The 16,290-nt window shown below is 58.3% G+C and carries 17 protein-coding genes; 14 read left to right on the forward strand and 3 right to left on the reverse strand.

The genetic code is table 11. The annotated features are described in order from the left end of the window. Window positions 1-114: 114 nt before the first annotated feature. The 6 genes from nrdH to RY113_RS04260 all read left to right on the forward strand — a co-directional run bounded on the left by nrdH (window position 115) and on the right by RY113_RS04260 (window position 5,438). Window positions 115-369, forward strand: a complete 255-nt coding sequence (gene nrdH, locus RY113_RS04235) for a glutaredoxin-like protein NrdH (RefSeq protein WP_110106362.1) — start codon at window positions 115-117, stop codon at window positions 367-369. Window positions 370-498: 129 nt separating this feature from the next. Then, window positions 499-975, forward strand: coding sequence for a class Ib ribonucleoside-diphosphate reductase assembly flavoprotein NrdI (nrdI, locus tag RY113_RS04240; protein WP_110106363.1), 477 nt, complete (start codon window positions 499-501; stop codon window positions 973-975). Between the two features lie 14 nt (window positions 976-989). Continuing rightward, window positions 990-3,110 carry a class 1b ribonucleoside-diphosphate reductase subunit alpha gene (gene nrdE, locus RY113_RS04245; protein WP_315913812.1) on the forward strand — a complete coding sequence of 707 codons (2,121 nt, stop codon included), beginning with the start codon at window positions 990-992 and terminating at the stop codon, window positions 3,108-3,110. Between the two features lie 109 nt (window positions 3,111-3,219). Then, window positions 3,220-4,197 carry a class 1b ribonucleoside-diphosphate reductase subunit beta gene (gene nrdF, locus RY113_RS04250; RefSeq protein ID WP_110106364.1) on the forward strand — a complete coding sequence of 326 codons (978 nt, stop codon included), beginning with the start codon at window positions 3,220-3,222 and terminating at the stop codon, window positions 4,195-4,197. Window positions 4,198-4,353: 156 nt separating this feature from the next. Beyond that, complete coding sequence (yiaA, locus tag RY113_RS04255; RefSeq protein WP_110106365.1) at window positions 4,354-4,818, forward strand: inner membrane protein YiaA; 465 nt, start codon at window positions 4,354-4,356, stop codon at window positions 4,816-4,818. Between the two features lie 44 nt (window positions 4,819-4,862). Further along, on the forward strand, window positions 4,863-5,438 hold the full coding sequence (locus tag RY113_RS04260; protein WP_315913657.1) for an NUDIX hydrolase: 576 nt from the start codon (window positions 4,863-4,865) through the stop codon (window positions 5,436-5,438). Between the two features lie 44 nt (window positions 5,439-5,482). Here the strand turns inward: RY113_RS04260 and RY113_RS04265 are convergent, their stop codons facing one another. Beyond that, on the reverse strand, window positions 5,483-6,430 hold the full coding sequence (locus RY113_RS04265; protein ID WP_315913658.1) for a LacI family DNA-binding transcriptional regulator: 948 nt from the start codon (window positions 6,428-6,430) through the stop codon (window positions 5,483-5,485). A gap of 175 nt (window positions 6,431-6,605) precedes the next feature. Between RY113_RS04265 and RY113_RS04270 the strand changes: the two genes are divergently transcribed. From RY113_RS04270 to RY113_RS04290, 5 genes are read left to right on the forward strand one after another with little or no spacing between them, the layout of a single operon-like run. Then, entirely contained in the window at window positions 6,606-7,427 is an 822-nt protein-coding gene (locus RY113_RS04270; protein ID WP_315913659.1) for an ABC transporter permease, read from the forward strand. Then, the gene (locus RY113_RS04275) at window positions 7,424-8,218 is read left to right on the forward strand and encodes an ABC transporter permease (protein ID WP_315913660.1); all 795 of its coding nucleotides are present in this window, start codon (window positions 7,424-7,426) and stop codon (window positions 8,216-8,218) included. The genes RY113_RS04270 and RY113_RS04275 overlap by 4 nt, the downstream gene beginning before the upstream one ends. Continuing rightward, window positions 8,218-9,219: an ABC transporter ATP-binding protein gene (locus tag RY113_RS04280; protein ID WP_315913661.1), complete on the forward strand. Its 1,002-nt coding sequence runs from the start codon at window positions 8,218-8,220 to the stop codon at window positions 9,217-9,219. Before RY113_RS04275 ends, RY113_RS04280 begins: the two co-directional genes overlap by 1 nt. Window positions 9,220-9,259: 40 nt before the next feature. After that, window positions 9,260-10,333: an extracellular solute-binding protein gene (locus RY113_RS04285; RefSeq protein WP_315913662.1), complete on the forward strand. Its 1,074-nt coding sequence runs from the start codon at window positions 9,260-9,262 to the stop codon at window positions 10,331-10,333. Continuing rightward, window positions 10,330-11,448 (forward strand): hypothetical protein, encoded by a 1,119-nt coding sequence (locus tag RY113_RS04290; protein ID WP_245932189.1) that lies wholly within the window; start codon window positions 10,330-10,332, stop codon window positions 11,446-11,448. Before RY113_RS04285 ends, RY113_RS04290 begins: the two co-directional genes overlap by 4 nt. 86 nt (window positions 11,449-11,534) lie before the next feature. Here RY113_RS04290 and RY113_RS04295 read toward each other — a convergent pair whose 3' ends face one another. After that, window positions 11,535-12,128: a methyltransferase domain-containing protein gene (locus tag RY113_RS04295; protein ID WP_315913663.1), complete on the reverse strand. Its 594-nt coding sequence runs from the start codon at window positions 12,126-12,128 to the stop codon at window positions 11,535-11,537. 97 nt (window positions 12,129-12,225) lie between these two features. Beyond that, complete coding sequence (locus tag RY113_RS04300; RefSeq protein WP_315913664.1) at window positions 12,226-13,857, reverse strand: AMP-binding protein; 1,632 nt, start codon at window positions 13,855-13,857, stop codon at window positions 12,226-12,228. 207 nt (window positions 13,858-14,064) lie between these two features. Between RY113_RS04300 and RY113_RS04305 the strand changes: the two genes are divergently transcribed. From RY113_RS04305 to RY113_RS04315, 3 genes are all read left to right on the forward strand, one after another. Next, window positions 14,065-14,607, forward strand: coding sequence for a DedA family protein (locus tag RY113_RS04305; RefSeq protein ID WP_245932190.1), 543 nt, complete (start codon window positions 14,065-14,067; stop codon window positions 14,605-14,607). Window positions 14,608-14,696: 89 nt separating this feature from the next. Continuing rightward, window positions 14,697-15,518: a thioesterase family protein gene (locus RY113_RS04310; RefSeq protein ID WP_110106373.1), complete on the forward strand. Its 822-nt coding sequence runs from the start codon at window positions 14,697-14,699 to the stop codon at window positions 15,516-15,518. Beyond that, window positions 15,515-16,228: a lipoyl protein ligase domain-containing protein gene (locus tag RY113_RS04315; protein WP_110106374.1), complete on the forward strand. Its 714-nt coding sequence runs from the start codon at window positions 15,515-15,517 to the stop codon at window positions 16,226-16,228. The genes RY113_RS04310 and RY113_RS04315 overlap by 4 nt, the downstream gene beginning before the upstream one ends. Window positions 16,229-16,290: the final 62 nt, after the last annotated feature.

A 16,290-nucleotide genomic window follows, 5' to 3' on the forward strand; every position in this document is an offset into this window, starting at 1 on the left:
TGAAACAGCTCTAAAAAGCTGGCGAGGCCGTTGCGTGACCCGTAGCCCCCACCGACAGCGAGCATGCCGACAGAGGCAGCCACAGGCAGAAACAGACAAAGGGGAACTTCGATCATGACCGTCACGGTTTACACCAAACCATCTTGCGTCCAGTGCAACGCAACATACCGGGCGTTGGATAAAAAGGGCATCACGTACCAGAGCGTAGACATCTCCACTGATCCGGCTGCTCTGGAACACGTACTCAGCCTTGGTTACCAGCAGGCGCCCGTGGTGATCACTGATGGCGACCACTGGTCAGGGTTCCGTCCGGATAAGATTTCCGAACTTGCCGCAGCCGTCCAGGCAAACGCCGCGAGCGTAGCGTAAGTCAGGAAGTGGGCCTTTTGGGCCCGCACGAAACACATAATTTCATGTGCGGATAACGCACACATGTGGGGCTGGCCCGTCAAACGGCTGGCCCTACAACCGCAAGTAAGCAGTTGGAAAGCGAAAGCCATGTCAGCCGTTGCAGCAGAAGCCGCAGTAACAGCGATACCTTCTCGAAACACCAGCAGCCGGCTGATATATTTTTCCTCCTCCTCCGATAACACCCACCGATTCATGGTGAAGCTGGGGATGGACGCGGCACGGCTGCCGATCTACACCAAAGAAGAAACGCTTCTGGCACAAGTTCCCTTTGTCCTGATCTTGCCCACTTATGGCGGGGAAAATCGGAGCGGGGCAGTGCCGAAGCAGGTCATCAAGTTCCTTAACGTGGAACAAAACCGGAAGTTGATTCGCGGTGTCGTAGGCGCCGGGAACACCAACTTCGGGGAAACCTATTGCCTGGCCGGTGACATTGTCGCCGAGAAGTGCAAAGTACAGCATTTATACCGTTTTGAACTGATGGGTACGTCTGAGGACGTTGCCCGCGTTCGCGAAGGATTGGAAGAATTTTGGACACGATTGTCTCAGACCAAGGCACTGGCGTGAAGGCCTCCAAGGAGATGCCCGCAGCATGGGAGGGCTTGGGTTACCACGAGCTCAACGCCATGCTCAACCTGTACAACTCCAAGGGTGAAATCCAGTTCGACGCCGACCGTGCGGCCGCCCGTCAGTATTTCCTCCAGCATGTAAACAACAACACCGTTTTCTTCCATGACCTGGAAGAAAAGCTGGAATACCTCGTGAAGAATGAGTACTACGAGCGCGAGACGCTGGACCAGTACTCCATGAACTTCACCCGCGAGCTCTTCCAGCGGGCGTACAAGAAGAAGTTCCGCTTTGAGACCTTCCTGGGCGCGTTCAAGTTTTACACCTCCTACACGCTGAAGACTTTTGACGGTAACCGCTTCCTGGAGCGCTACGAAGACCGTGTGTGCATGGTTGCCCTGCACCTGGCCCGCGGCAATGAGGAACTCGCCAACAGCATTGTCGATGAAATCATGGACGGCCGCTTCCAGCCCGCTACCCCCACCTTCCTCAATGCCGGCAAGGCACAGCGCGGCGAGCTTGTCTCCTGCTTCCTGCTCCGCATCGAAGACAACATGGAGTCCATCGGCCGCTCCATTAACTCCGCTCTGCAGCTCTCCAAGCGCGGCGGCGGCGTGGCATTTGCCCTGACTAACATCCGTGAAGTTGGTGCCCCGATCAAGCAGATCGAGAACCAGTCCTCCGGCGTCATCCCCGTCATGAAGCTCCTCGAAGACAGCTTCTCCTACGCCAACCAGCTTGGCGCACGCCAGGGCGCAGGCGCCGTGTACCTGCACGCCCACCACCCGGACATCAACCGCTTCCTTGACACCAAGCGTGAGAACGCTGATGAGAAGGTCCGCATCAAGACCTTGTCTTTGGGTGTTGTCATCCCCGACATCACCTTTGAGCTGGCCAAGCGCGACGAGGACATGTACCTGTTCTCCCCGTACGATGTTGAAAAGGTGTACGGCATGCCGTTCTCCGACATCTCTGTTACTGAGAAGTACTACGAGATGGTTGACGACGCCCGGATCAAGAAGACCAAGATCAAGGCCCGCGAGTTCTTCCAAACTCTCGCCGAGATCCAGTTCGAATCCGGCTACCCGTACATCATGTTTGAGGACACGGTGAACCGCGAAAACCCCATCGAGGGCAAGATCATCATGAGCAACCTCTGCTCTGAGATCCTTCAGGTTTCCGCACCCACCACGTACAACGATGACCTCTCCTACGCCGAGACTGGCAAGGACATCTCCTGCAACCTGGGTTCACTAAACATTGCCAAGGCCATGGATTCCCCCGATTTCGGTGCCACGATTGAGACGGCCATCCGTACCTTGACCGCTGTCTCTGACATGTCAAACATCACCAGTGTCCCCTCCATTGCCAAGGGCAACCGCCAGTCGCGCGCCATTGGCTTGGGCCAGATGAACCTGCACGGCTACCTTGCCCGTGAGCGCGTCCATTACGGATCCGTTGAGGGCCTGGACTTCACCAACATTTACTTCTACACGGTGGTGTACCACTGCATCCGTGCTTCAAACCTGTTGGCCATTGAGAATAACTCCACGTTCATCAACTTCGAGAACTCCAAGTACGCCTCGGGTGAGTTCTTCGACAAGTACACGGACCAGGAATGGCTGCCGCAGACCGCCCGCGTTGCGGAGCTTTTTGAAGGCATGCACATCCCCACACAGGAAGACTGGCGTGCGCTGAAGGCTTCCGTTATGGAGCACGGGATCTACAACCAGAACCTGCAGGCTGTCCCGCCCACAGGCTCCATCAGCTACATCAATAACTCCACTTCCTCGATCCACCCGATCGCCTCCATGATCGAGATTCGCAAGGAAGGCAAGCTGGGCCGCGTGTACTACCCGGCTCCCTACCTGACCAACGACAACGTTGAGTTCTACAAGGACGCGTACGAGATCGGCTTCGAGAAGATCATCGACACCTACGCCGCTGCCACGCAGCACGTGGACCAGGGCCTGTCCCTGACGTTGTTCTTCAAGGACACCGCCACCACGCGTGACATCAACAAGGCCCAGATTTACGCCTGGCGTAAGGGCATCAAGACCATCTACTACATCCGTCTGCGCCAGCTCGCGCTGGAAGGAACGGAAGTGGAAGGTTGCGTCTCGTGCCAGCTTTAGCACTACGGAACTAAAGTGCACGACGGCGGGGGCGGCCCCGCCGTCGTGCCTTTGGCTTAAGATTGATTTGGCTCATGGAGCCACCAGAATTTAGTGAAGAGGAAAAGCTATGACACCGGAGAAGCTGAAGTTGGCGAGCCACGTAACGGCCATCAACTGGAACCGCATCGAGGACGATAAGGACGTGGAAGTCTGGAACCGCCTGTGCAACAACTTCTGGCTGCCGGAGAAGGTGCCGCTGTCCAATGACATTCAGTCGTGGGCCACACTGACCCCGGAAGAGCAGCTGCTAACCATGCGCGTCTTCACCGGTTTGACCTTGCTGGACACCCTGCAGGGCACTGTGGGCGCCGTGTCATTGATCCCGGATGCCATCACCCCGCACGAGGAAGCCGTCTACACGAACATTGCGTTCATGGAATCGGTCCATGCCAAGAGCTACTCCTCGATTTTCTCCACCCTGTGCTCCACGAAGGAGATTGACGAGGCGTTCCGCTGGTCGGTGGAGAACGTGAACCTGCAGAAGAAGGCTCAAATCATTGAGTCTTACTACTACGGCGACGATCCTCTCAAGCGCAAGATTGCCTCCACCTTGCTTGAGTCCTTCCTGTTTTACTCGGGCTTCTACCTGCCCATGTACTGGTCCTCACGGGCCAAGCTGACAAACACGGCAGACATGATCCGCCTGATCATTCGTGATGAGGCCGTGCATGGCTACTACATCGGCTACAAGTACCAGAAGGGCTTGGAAGGGGTTCCCGAGGAGCGCAAGGAAGAGTTGAAGGCCTGGACCTTTGAGCTTCTCTTTGAGCTGTACGAGAATGAGGTCCAGTACACGCATGACCTTTACGATTCCGTTGGCCTGGCCGAGGACGTCAAGAAGTTCCTTCATTACAACGCCAACAAGGCGCTGATGAACCTAGGTTACGAGGCCATGTTCCCGGCCGCGGTCACTGACGTGAACCCGGCCATCCTCTCGGCGCTCTCGCCCAACGCGGATGAGAACCATGACTTCTTCTCCGGTTCCGGTTCCTCCTACGTCATAGGCAAGGCTGTCAACACCGAAGACGACGACTGGGACTTCTAGTACCCTTCTAAAATCACTGCGCGCAAGCGGGCCCCTCCTGGGGCCCACTTGCGCGCATTCTTTTTATCCACTCAATAGCGTAATATTCTTCGGGCTCGTTTATGCTGGTGATTCACTGATAGGCCAATGCTGGAACGTATAAGGGAAAAAGACGCTATGAGCCAGGTAAATCAGCTGGGCAAACCAACTGGAGCTTTCATTGGGGCGTCCTGGATCGCTTTGGGGCTGGGCATGGCCGTGTACTTTATTGGCCTTTGGAACGCCAAGATGGAGCTTAACGAGAAGGGTTTCTACTTGACGGTGTTCTTGTTTGGGCTCTTCGCTGCCGTCTCGCTCCAAAAAGCTGTGCGGGACAAGGCCGAGGAAATCCCCGTCACCTCCATCTATTTGGGCATCGCCTGGTTTGCGTTGCTGGCCTCATTGCTCTTGTTGGCGATTGGCTTGTGGAACGCTGAGCTGCTGCTCTCGGAGAAGGGCTTCTACGGCATTGGCTTCGCCATGAGTTTGTTCGCTGTGGTGGCAGTGCAGAAGAACATCAGAGATCTTGCTGCACACAAGGCTGTCTACCCCGATCAGCACCAAGCGGCCAAGCCCGGGTATCTTGGCGGCCCAGAGCTGTAGAAAAGCTCCAAGGCCACGCTCCGGGCGCTTTGCCTGCGCACTTGATGGCCCGCACACTTGATACCGTGGAAGTCATGGATGATCAAAAGGCCAACGGCCTCCAGGACACCGCGGCGGCCCGATTCATCCGGGAGGCCGCGGCAGTTGCTCCTCCGGGTCACCTGGGGCGCAACCGTGACCCCGGCGATGCTTGGGTTGAAGGAGAAGCTGGCAAATTCTGGGGCCGCTTCGGTTCTGCCGGTCTTTTGGTGTTCGACGCCGGACGTGGAGTCCTGCTCCAACACCGGGCCCTCTGGTCTCACCATGGCGGCACGTGGGGGCTTCCCGGAGGAGCTCTTCACCAGGGTGAAGCTGCCGTGGATGGTGCCCTACGTGAGGCGTGGGAAGAAGCAGGCGTCCCCTCATCCAAGGTGGAGTTGATATTCACCTCGGTCTACGACGTTGGGTACTGGAGTTACACCACCGTTGCGGTCAACGCCGTGGAACCTTTCGAAGCCGTCATTAGTGACCCCGAAAGCCTGGCTCTGGAATGGGTGCCGCTCCATGAGGTCGCAGCCCGCCAGCTGCACCCGGGGTTCGGGGCGGCGTGGCCGGCGCTGCGGCGTCGTCTAGAGAATTGAGACCGATCAAGAATCGCCCCGACCCAAGCGAGGCGTGAACTGTGTTAAGTCCAGAGCACGGTGGCTGGTAAGCGGAGCACTGACGGGGCGTCTTGGCTGCCAGCTATCCGGCGTTCAAGCAGCCCGAAGGCTGTTTCTCCGATGAGAAGGCCGTCAACCTGAACCATGGGCTGGGTGGGGTAGCCGACGACCTCGAGTTCATCGCCAGAGGTGCAGGAGTCCTTCCCCGCGCGCTGTTCCGAATCTCGAAGCGTAATGTGCATGCCGAGGGCCAGATCCCGAGCATAGGGAATCACGACGCTGACGCCCGTCTCGCGCACCGACTCAGCGATGGCGAAGCCGTCCTCCAGTGACGGGGGATAGGGGCCCAGTATCTCAAGCTTTGCCGCGCAACTGGCTGCGGTTGCGGACATTTTCGCGATCCGCTGGGCGTTTTGCCAAGAATTCTCGGGGCCACCAACATAGGCAATATGTTGATGCCCGTTCTCTACCAGGCCCACCACAAGCTCAGCGAACGCGCTGGCCGAATCAACACTGACGGATTCGAACCCGGCCAATTCACGGTCAATCATTACCATGGGGACTCGGCTGCTGAGGGACGCCAGAACCTCATCGGCGGTATGCGGGGCAACGAGCAGGATCCCGTCAACCTCTTGTGAGAGACGTTGGTAACGGGCGATGTCCTCGGGGTTGGTGAGGGGATTGATGTTGATGGTGACTTGAAGCCCGGCCGTTTGTGCCGCTTCCTGGGCGCCGGCAACAATGGGCACGAAGAACACGTTGGAGATGGTTGGCAGCACGAGTGCAATGATTCCGGTACGGCCACGGGCTAGGCCCTGGGCCGTACGGTTGGGTACAAAGCCCAGTTGCTGTGCCGCTGCCACAACCCGTTGAAGGGTTGCTGGGGCCACGAGCTCGGGACGTGCCAGGGCGCGGGAAGCGGTTGATTTAGAGACGCCGGCCAGCACAGCAACGTCGTTGAGCGTTTTCATAATAGGACCCTCGTGGCAGGACTTTCATAATGTGGCATTCCCCTGACAGTAGTCGAAGAAAATGATTTGCTTCAATTTGTAATGAAACCGGTTGTGGGACCGGTTGCGGGTACTATGTCCTGAGGTGCTTTTACAGAACCACCGCTTCCAACCTTCCCCTGAGACAAGGACTCCCATGCGCGGAAACAGGATTGTGTTCCTGATCGTGCCCGGACTGATTGTGCTTCTTGGCGGTTTCCTCATACCTGCCGTGGTGATGCTTGTTTCACCGCCACGGACGGAATTCGGCGACATCCTGGCACGTCTGGGCACCATGCTTACCAACAGCTATGACCTGGCGATCATTGGACGTACCGTTGTCCTGGGTCTGATTGTCATGATCATTTCCGTTGTGATTGGATTTCCGATTGCCTACTTGCTGGCGCGCTCCACATCGCGCTGGGTCGGCATGCTGCTGGCGTTGGCCATCTTCCCGCTCCTGCTTTCGAACGTTGTTCGTACCTTTGGCTGGCTTGTGGTGCTGGGCAAGGAAGGCGCCATCGGTCAGCTACTGACCTCCTTGCACATTGTGGATGAGGCGCCGCAGTTGCTCTACACACCTCTTGCCATAGTTTTGGGTCTGCTCCAGCTCTTCCTGCCGTTGGCCATCATTTCCTGCTACTCAGCTGTGGCCCAGGTGAACCCCGCCCTGGATGAAGCTGCCCGTGGTCTTGGCGCCAACCGGACCCAAACATTCTGGACAGTAGTAGTGCCACTGTCCTGGCCCGGCATTGTTGTAGCCTGCACCTTGGTCTTCGCCGGGTCCGTCACCGCCTACACCACCCCCTATTTGCTGGGTGGATCACGGCAGCGGATGCTCTCAACCCAGCTCTACAACTATGCGAACGGAACCATTGATTGGGCGGCCGCCAGCGCCACCGCCATCATCATGACAGTGCTGGTTTTCGGTGTTTCGGCCATCTCCACCCTCATGGGACGGAAGGCACGGACCTCATGAACAATCGTCACCCCATAGCCGCGTCACTGGCCGTCCTTGGCTACATCGTCATGATCGTGCCGTTGTTCTTCGTTGTTATCACAGCATTCACCGACGGCTCTACGCTGAAGTTCCCACCTAGCGGATTCTCTTTGCGCTGGTTCGAAGCAGCGTTCAAGTACCAGCCATTCATGACATCGCTGGTATCCAGCCTTGAATTGGCGGTCCTTGCGGCGCTCTTCTCGCTTCTGCTGGGTGTGCCCGTTGCCTTGGCCATCAGCCGTGGAAAGATTCCCGGAAAAGGATTGCTGGAGGGATTGTTCCTCTCGCCGCTGATTGTGCCCGAGTTGGTGGTTGGTCTTGCCCTCTACCAGCAGTTGATGATTGGCCTTGGCCTGAACAACTTCACCACTTTGCTGATTGGTCACACCGTTTTGCTCTTCCCTTATGCGGTTCGAGTCACTGGCGCGTCGCTGGCACTCATGGACCCGCATCTTGAAGAAGCCGCACGTGGCCTGGGAGCCTCACCCCTGCGCACATTCTTCACCGTGACATTTCCGCTCCTGCGTCCCGGGCTGTTTTCCGCGGGGCTGCTGAGTTTTGTCACCTCATTCAACAATGTTCCGCTCTCACTACTTTTGCAGAATCGTGACTTCCGTACCCTGCCTGTGACGATGCTGGACTACGTCCAGCAAAACTATGACCCGATCGTGGCCGCAATGAGCGTGCTGATACTACTTGGAACCATCTTGATTGCCGTAGTGGCTGAGCGAACCGTTGGATTCGCCAAGATTTTTGGAGGCATCAACTAATGAGTAATGCAGCAGAATTTCAAAACGTCCGGGTCAGCTTCGACGACTTCGTGGCCGTGGACGGCATTGACCTGAGTATTCCAGCGGGTAAGTTCACCACACTTCTAGGCCCCAGTGGTTGCGGAAAGACCACGTCCTTGCGGATGCTGGCCGGCTACCAGTGCCTGGACAGCGGAAAGATCCTGATCGACGGCGAAGACAGCACAAACACGCCGCCGGAAAAGCGCAATCTTGGCATGGTGTTCCAGTCCTATGCGCTGTTCCCGCACATGAGTATTTCCGAGAATGTTGAGTACGGCCTGAAGCTGCGCCGCGTGGAGAAATCCGAGCGCCGCCGTCGTGCTGCTGAGGCTTTGGAGATGGTGGGACTGGCGTCTCAGGCCGCCAAGCGTCCCAAGCAGCTCTCAGGAGGTCAGCAGCAGCGGGTGGCGATTGCCCGTGCTGTGGCTATCCGGCCCAAGCTCCTGCTTCTGGATGAACCTCTGTCCAACCTTGATGCCCGGCTGCGTATTCAGATGCGCAGCGAACTGCGCAGAATCCAGCGCGAAACCGGTCTCAGTGTTGTTCTGGTGACACATGATCAGGACGAAGCACTGGAAATGAGCGACCAGATGGTTGTCATGAGCCAGGGCAGGGTCCAGCAACAAGGCGCCCCAACGGAAGTTTTCCCGCGTCCGGCGAACCGATTCGTCGCCGAATTCATGGGCTATGAAAACTTCATCAGCACTTCCGACGGTAAGCAGCTGACGATCCGCCCCGAACATCTGGCGTTGGTGGAGGAGGCCGGGGCGGCAGGCGAGGGCATGCTGCTGGATGCCTCACTGACCGGCATTGCCTACCGCGGCGTGGACTGCCTGCTCACGGTGCAGACTTCATCGCTCTCCGGCGAGCCCACCACCCTGATTGCCAACGTGCGCGCCGAGCAAGCCTCAGGCCTGAGCGCCGGCGATCAGATTAAATTCTTTGCCCCGTCACACAACTTGGTAACGCTCGCCAACTAGGCGCTGCGTTTGCTACTTCATCCCTCTGAAAGGAAACTTCATGACCATCACGTTCACCAGGCGCGCACTGGCTGTCGGCAGTGTGCTCGCAGCCACGGCGCTTGCCGTCTCAGCCTGCAGTTCCACTGAAACGCCCCAGAATTCCAGCGACACAATAGTTGTCAGCACCTTCCCCTTCGGCGTCGATCAGATGACCGAGGCAATCTTCGATCCATTTACCAAGGCCACCGGCATCAAGGTCAAGGTTGATACGGGCTCGAATGCGGACCGCCTGTCCCGCTTGCAGCTCGAGGGTGACAAGTCCGGAATCGACGTCATGATGATCTCCGATACTTTCGCTGCCTTGGGAGACAAGGACGGCCTCTTCCAGAAGGTTGATGCGGCCAAGATTCCAGAATTGGCCAACATTGCAGAGTTTGCCAAGGATGATTCCTACACCGGGCCGGCATACTCTTACCAGCTCAACGGGGTGCTTTTCAACAAAGACAAGGTTTCTGCCAAGGAAGCTGCCTCGTGGGATCTTTTCAGCGACGCCTCCTTGAAGGGACGCCTTGCGCTTCCCAACTATGCCGTCACCTCCGGTCCGCTGACAGTTGCCGGTGTTGCGCAGACCTTCGGCAAGGGTGCCACAGACGTTGATACGGCGTTCACGAAGATGCATGCATGGTCACCGAACATCCTGCAGTTCTACAGCTCCACCACTGAATTTACGAACCTGCTCACGCAGGGTGAAATTTATGCCGGTGTGGCGTTGAACGGATTTGCCACTCCGCTGGTCAAGAGCGATGACCAGTTCGCCTGGACCGCACCGGAGAAGGGCCGCTTCATGGCGACCAACCGTGCCATGATTCCCACAGGCGCCACAAACGTTGATGGCGCCAACAAGTTCATCAACTTCCTGCTCTCACAGGCAACGCAGCAATCAAGCGCCGAAATTGTGGGCGATCTGCCGGTGAACTTGAGCGCCAAACTGCCCCAGGACTTGAGCGCCGTTGTTGGGGATATTGCCAAAGACCCCAGTGCCCACGGGTACAAGACCATCAGCCCGGCTGACTTCCTGCCCAATCGCAACGAATGGACAGAGCGCTTCAACCGCGAGGTTATTGGCCAGTGAGCCGGGGCGAAGCTGCCGTAACGGCAACCACACTAGATCTGGATAGTTACCTATTGCAGTTGCCCAAGGTGGATCTTCACTGTCACCTCTTGGGCACCGTGCAAGCTAAAACCTTTGGTGAGCTGGCGCGCCGCGCCGGCCTGGAACTTCCTGAGTCACCCGAGACCATCTTTGCATCAATCAATTCTTTTCCTCCGGACCCGGAGCTTTATCGCAACACTCGTATCCCGATGCCTACCGGTTTGAGCGATATCGAGCCGGAAAACTCATACTCCTTGTTCAAGGTTTCCGAATGGGTTCGTGAAGTGGTGCGCACCGAAGAAGACCTCACACGTATTACGTATGAGGCATTCGAGGAAGCCCACAAATACGGGACCTGGCACCTGGAAATGTCCTTTGATGAGCTTCCGGAACACTTTGTTGAAATTGGTTACGACCGCTACGTCGACGCCATGGCGCAGGGAATCCGCAAGGCCGAGAAGGACTTCGGAATGACGGGCTGCTTACTGGCCGCGATCGACCGCAGCCGCTCGGGCGAGGAAGCCTTGGCGTGGGTTCAGACCGTAACCGGGTATCCGCATGAGTACGTGGCGGGCATTGGCCTGGATAACTTGGAAAACTCCGGCGCACCCGAGAAGTTCGTGGCTGCTTATGCCTTGGCGGGACAATTTGGGTTGAAGAAGACTGCTCACACATCAGAGCATGTACCTTCAGCCCAGAACGCCATCACGTGCATCGAGGATCTGCAGTGCGATCGACTGGATCACGGCTACTTCATCCTAGAAGATGACGATGTCATTGCCCAGGTAAAGGAATCCGGGATCGCGTTGTCCTGTGCCTCCACTACGAGCCGCCGTTCATGGCGTCCCTGGCGAACAGATTCCATCCTTGCCATGCTCGACGCCGGACTGAACGTGCTGGTGGCCTCCGACGATCCGGGCATGTTCCCCACAACGTTGGTCAACGAGTACAGGATTCTTGCCGAGCGCGGAGTGAGCAAGCAAAAGCTCACCGAGATGGCCCGGGCAGGTTTCGAAGCCAGCTGGCTCAGCGAGCCCGAAAAGGCTGCTGTGCTTGTCCGTTTTGACGAGCACGTTGCCGGTCTCAACGCCTAAAGGAAAATCTGGAAGGGCCGCCGCTGGTTTAACGACTGGTGGCGGTCCTTTTCTTTAATGTGCCGGAGCCGCTGCGGGCTTGAACTCTAGGGGTGCTCCAGCAGTGCCACGAGAAAGTCCGCGTCCGGTGTCAAGGTGTGCAGTTGCCAGGTGGCGAAACGGCCCGCCACAGACAGCCCCGAATCCTGCACATCGAGGAAGAAATTATCAAAGTCATAGCCCCGTCCCGCCCCGAAGCCCACCAGGGCGCGGCCACCCGGCGCCAGGTGTTCGCGGAAGCGGGTGAGTACGGATCGGGCAGTGCCGGGGGCCAGGAACGGCATGACATTGCCGGCGCATACGATCACATCGAATTTTTCCCCGGGCACGGAGAGGGCGGCGAGATCGCCCAGCCTCCAATCAACGTCAGGGTAGTCAGTGCGTGCGGCCTCGATGAGTTCACCGTCAATATCCACGCCGAGCACCTGGTGCCCGAGCCGGGCTAGCTCCCCACCCACGCGGCCCGTGCCGCATCCTGCATCCAGGATCCGGGCTGAGCGGCCCGCAAGTGCGTCAACCAGTCTGCTCTCGCCATCCAGGTCAACCCCGTCTGCGCGCATTCCCGCGAAACGGGCAATAAACCAGGCCGAATGGCCGGGATTTTCCCGCTTCTTTGCTTCCCATAAATTCTCGCTGTCCATGAACCAAGGCTACAACCGTCTGGGTCATGCCTCTGCCTATGCCTCTGCGTCTCTACGTTGGCTCGTTGAGGCGGCCGGGCGGCTCCCGCCAGCCTGCCTACTCCAGCCCCAGGATCGCCACGGTCCGCTCGCGCATGTCCATCTTGCGCACCTTTCCGGTGACCGTCATGGGGAACTCATCCACCACCAGCACATAGCGGGGCACCTTGTGCCGGGACAGATTCCCCTTGCAGTAGGCGGCCACGGCGGCCGCATCCAAGGGCACAGTACCGGGCTTCATGAGCAGCCACGCGCACAGTTCCTCGCCGTACTCCGGATCCGGCACCCCAATGACCTGCACGTCGGCAATGTCCGGGTGGTGGTACAGGAACTCCTCAATCTCGCGCGGGTAGAGGTTTTCGCCGCCGCGGATCACCATATCCTTGATGCGGCCCACTATGTTGACGTAGCCGTCGGGGTACATCACGGCAAGGTCCCCGGTGTGCATCCACTGCTCGGCGTCAACGGCGGACGCAGTCTTCTCCGAATCGTTCCAGTAGCCGAGCATGACCGAATAGCCGCGGGTGCAGAACTCACCTGGCGTTCCGCGCGGGACGCTCTCCCCGGTGGCGGGGTCCACGATCTTGACCTCAAGGTGAGGGTGCACCCGGCCCACTGTCTCGGTTCGGTGGGCCACGTCGTCGTCCATGAGGGTCTGCATGGATACGGGGGAGGTCTCCGTCATGCCGTACGCAATGGAGACTGCTGACATGTTCATCTGCGTCATGGTGGACTTCATGACCTCCACGGGGCAGGGCGAGCCGGCCATGATCCCGGTGCGCAGTGAGGAAAGGTCGTAACTGGCAAAGTTGGGTAGGTTCAGTTCGGCGATGAACATGGTGGGCACCCCGTAGAGTGCGGTGCAGCGCTCCTGCTGCACTGCGGCCAAGGTTGCTGCGGCGTCAAAGGCCGGGGCCGGAATGACGATCGCGGCCCCGTGCGTGGTGGAGCCCAGATTACCCATGACCATGCCGAAGCAGTGGTAGAAGGGCACAGGCACACACAATCTATCCGCCTCCGTGAAGCCGATGGTCTCCGTCACGAAATAGCCGTTGTTGAGGATATTACGGTGGCTGAGCGTGGCGCCCTTAGGGTAGCCGGTGGTGCCGGAGGTGTACTGGATGTTGATGGGGTCGGTGGGCTCAAGTTCAGCCATGGCACGTTCGACAGCGTTACTTGGCTGGGATTGACCGCCCGCCACCAGCGTGTTCCAGGACGGCGTGCCAATGTAGACGGCGGCCTTCAAACCGGGACACTCCGGGGTGATCTGCTCGATCATGGCCTGATATTCAGAACCCTTGAAGTGTGGCAGGGCAACAATCATGGACATGCCGGACTGCAAGATGGCATACCGCAGCTCGTGGACCCGGTAGGACGGGTTGACGTTAACTAAGATGGCGCCGATCTTCGCCGTGGCATATTGCAAGATCACCCATTCGGGGACGTTGGGGGCCCAGATACCCACCCTGTGGCCCTTGGCTACTCCTGCGGTGAGCAATCCGCGGGCCAGGGCATCGACGTCGTCGTTCAGCTGCCCATAAGTCCACCGCCGCCCCGAGGGTTTATCGATCAAGGCATCGCGCTGAGCGAAGCGTGCGGCCGTAGCCTGGAAGTTAGCGCCGATGGTGCCTTCCAGAAGCGGAATGTTGGTGCTGCCGGTGGTGTGCGAGAGCTGAACATCGTAGGTCATGTGATGATGCTAATACTCCACCGGGTTAATGTGCACTAACTCACACTTTATGATGTGTGGCGTTTCATGCCCTCGTGAGCCGTGTTTGAGCGGGCAGATCCCTGCTTGAGCGGACTTAGCGAAGCGCTTGGCTATGAGATAAGCTAGGGGTAATAGCGCAGGATTCTGTAGCTATATTATTTGCACTTAGAGGGGTAGCCCACGCTCATGATGGACAGCATCATTTCACTTCCGTTCGTCTGGGCTTTCCTGATTCTCTTTTGCATCGTTATGTTGCGTTCCAATGCCACCTACTGGGCTGGCCGGGGTCTTGCCGCCGGGGGCCGCAAGACGAAAATGCAAAAATACATGGATTCTTCGGCCGTACTGCGGGCAGAGAAACTTATTGCCCGCTGGGGTGCACCTGCTGTGAGTGTCAGCTTCTTGACCATCGGTGTTCAAACCGCTGTGAACATGTCTGCTGGATTGGGCCGGATGCCCCTGCGCCGCTACATTCCAGCCACAATAGTGGGGTCCATTGCCTGGGCATGTATTTACGCCACTATTGGCATCGCAGCCTTCGAGGCAGCTTTGGCAGCGGCCGCCGGTTCGCCCTGGGCACTGGTTTTGCTGGTCCTCACCGTGGGTGTCCTGATTCTGGGAGTGCACCTGTTCCGGGTTTCACGGAACCGCAAACTGGATCAGAGCGCCCTGGATGACTGTCCCGTCATGGGTGCGGAAATTTCCGGCACAGCCGGCGCTCAAGCCTAATCATCGTGATGCTCTCACCGCGTCCGTGACGCGCTTGATGCCCGCCGTCATTTTCTGAAGCTACCCGCCCGAACGGTAGAATCGTTGCCATGGTGGACCTCATAACACTCACAGCGCTCGAAGCTAGCTCGTACTACAACCATCTCGGTGGGGACCGCTACGAGTCCACTGTTCACGCGCAAGGCGCTTGGAACCCTCACGAGCAGCACATGGCTCCGGTTGCTGGCCTCATGGTTCAGGCACTCGAGCAGTTTCAGCACCGAGATGACATGCGCTTGGCGCGGATTAACTTTGACATCCTCGGGTTGATTCCTGCTGGCGAATTTAGCCTCAAAACCACCTTGCTGCGTCCGGGAAAGACCATTGAACTTCTCCAGACGGAGTTGTTGGCCCAAGGCCGGCCAGCTGTACGCGCAACAGCGTGGCGGCTGCAAAAAAATGACACCACCGCTATTGAATTTTATGAGGATGAACCGTTGGGCAGCCTCGAGGACTCCGTGCCCTGGGACGGCATGGGCCGCTGGCCGGGCGGTTTCATTCAGACCCTTGAGGGCAGGTCCTTGCCGGAGCACCGCGCCGGTCATGGACGGGCGTGGCTGCACAGCCCCTACACCATGCTCGACGGCGGAGAGCACGCCTCCGCGCTGGTGCGTCTTATAGGTTTGGTTGACAGTGCCAACGGTGTGGCAGCACGCATGGAGCCGGAACCCGGCGGTTGGATGTACCCCAACGTTGACCTTTCCATCCACCTGTACCGGGATCCGGTGGGCGAATGGTTGGGTCTGGCCACCCACGTCACCATTGGATCTGACGGTATTGGTCTAACCTCCTCGGTGCTCCATGATGTCAACGGACCTTTTGGGCGCTCCGAACAGATCTTGACCGTGCGACCCATCCCGCACGCGCAGTGAGTGATCTCCTAGCACCAGCACTGGAAATCCACCGGCAGTTGACCAGCGGTGGCGCCGAGGCCGACCTCAACCGTGCCTTGGATCTGCTGGGGGAGGTTAAACGTGGAAGTAGGGAAGCAATGGTGCGCTTCTACCGCCCCGAACCCACAGTGGCTTTTGGGCAGCGTGACACCAAACTGCCAGGATTTCTCGCCGCCGAAGAAGCATCCCGCGTTAACGGCTTTGTGCCTGCCGTACGCCGTGCAGGAGGCAGAGCCGCCGCCTATCACCAAGGAACATTGATTGTTGATCATATCCAGCGCGAGAAAGACTCCATTGCCGGTGCCAAAGGCCGGTTTGCTTTCTTTGGCGAACTCTTCACCGAGGCATTGCGGGCATTAGGTGTGGACGCGGCTGTTGGTGAGATTCCCGGAGAATACTGCCCCGGGGAGTTCAGCGTTTACGGCCGTGGGGCCCAGCACAACATCAAGCTGGTGGGTACGGCGCAACGCGTTGTCGCAGGAGCCTGGTTATTCAGCTCCGTCATTGTGGTGGAAAACTCCCCACCCATCCGTGCAGTGCTAACAGACACCTATGCGGCTTTGGAGCTCGATTGGGAGCCAGCCACGGCCGGCGCCGCCGAAGATCTGATCCCCACAATCACTGTTGAGGACGTAGAAGCGTCCGTGCTGGCCGCCTACGCTCAGCACACGGAGCTCATTCAGGCCTGAATCGCTCGGTGCTGAGCCCAGACGCACATCGATCCGTGAGATATGGTCGCTATGAATGACTC

Origin of the sequence: Arthrobacter sp. lap29, from assembly GCF_032458965.1 — a bacterium.
GTDB classification, from domain to species: domain Bacteria; phylum Actinomycetota; class Actinomycetes; order Actinomycetales; family Micrococcaceae; genus Specibacter; species Specibacter psychrochitiniphilus.

Excerpts from the sequence above, each read along its gene's own strand:
- RY113_RS04265 (WP_315913658.1), bottom strand. The coding sequence starts at position 6,430 with ATGAAAACGCTCAACGACGTTGCTGTGCTGGCCGGCGTCTCTAAATCA.
- RY113_RS04280 (WP_315913661.1), top strand. The coding sequence starts at position 8,218 with ATGAGTAATGCAGCAGAATTTCAAAACGTCCGGGTCAGCTTCGACGAC.
- nrdH (WP_110106362.1), top strand. The coding sequence starts at position 115 with ATGACCGTCACGGTTTACACCAAACCATCTTGCGTCCAGTGCAACGCA.
- RY113_RS04300 (WP_315913664.1), bottom strand. The coding sequence starts at position 13,857 with ATGACCTACGATGTTCAGCTCTCGCACACCACCGGCAGCACCAACATT.
- RY113_RS04310 (WP_110106373.1), top strand. The coding sequence starts at position 14,697 with ATGGTGGACCTCATAACACTCACAGCGCTCGAAGCTAGCTCGTACTAC.
- RY113_RS04295 (WP_315913663.1), bottom strand. The coding sequence starts at position 12,128 with ATGGACAGCGAGAATTTATGGGAAGCAAAGAAGCGGGAAAATCCCGGC.
- nrdI (WP_110106363.1), top strand. The coding sequence starts at position 499 with ATGTCAGCCGTTGCAGCAGAAGCCGCAGTAACAGCGATACCTTCTCGA.
- RY113_RS04275 (WP_315913660.1), top strand. The coding sequence starts at position 7,424 with ATGAACAATCGTCACCCCATAGCCGCGTCACTGGCCGTCCTTGGCTAC.
- RY113_RS04260 (WP_315913657.1), top strand. The coding sequence starts at position 4,863 with ATGGCCCGCACACTTGATACCGTGGAAGTCATGGATGATCAAAAGGCC.
- nrdE (WP_315913812.1), top strand. The coding sequence starts at position 990 with ATGCCCGCAGCATGGGAGGGCTTGGGTTACCACGAGCTCAACGCCATG.
- RY113_RS04285 (WP_315913662.1), top strand. The coding sequence starts at position 9,260 with ATGACCATCACGTTCACCAGGCGCGCACTGGCTGTCGGCAGTGTGCTC.
- RY113_RS04270 (WP_315913659.1), top strand. The coding sequence starts at position 6,606 with ATGCGCGGAAACAGGATTGTGTTCCTGATCGTGCCCGGACTGATTGTG.
- RY113_RS04305 (WP_245932190.1), top strand. The coding sequence starts at position 14,065 with ATGATGGACAGCATCATTTCACTTCCGTTCGTCTGGGCTTTCCTGATT.
- nrdF (WP_110106364.1), top strand. The coding sequence starts at position 3,220 with ATGACACCGGAGAAGCTGAAGTTGGCGAGCCACGTAACGGCCATCAAC.
- yiaA (WP_110106365.1), top strand. The coding sequence starts at position 4,354 with ATGAGCCAGGTAAATCAGCTGGGCAAACCAACTGGAGCTTTCATTGGG.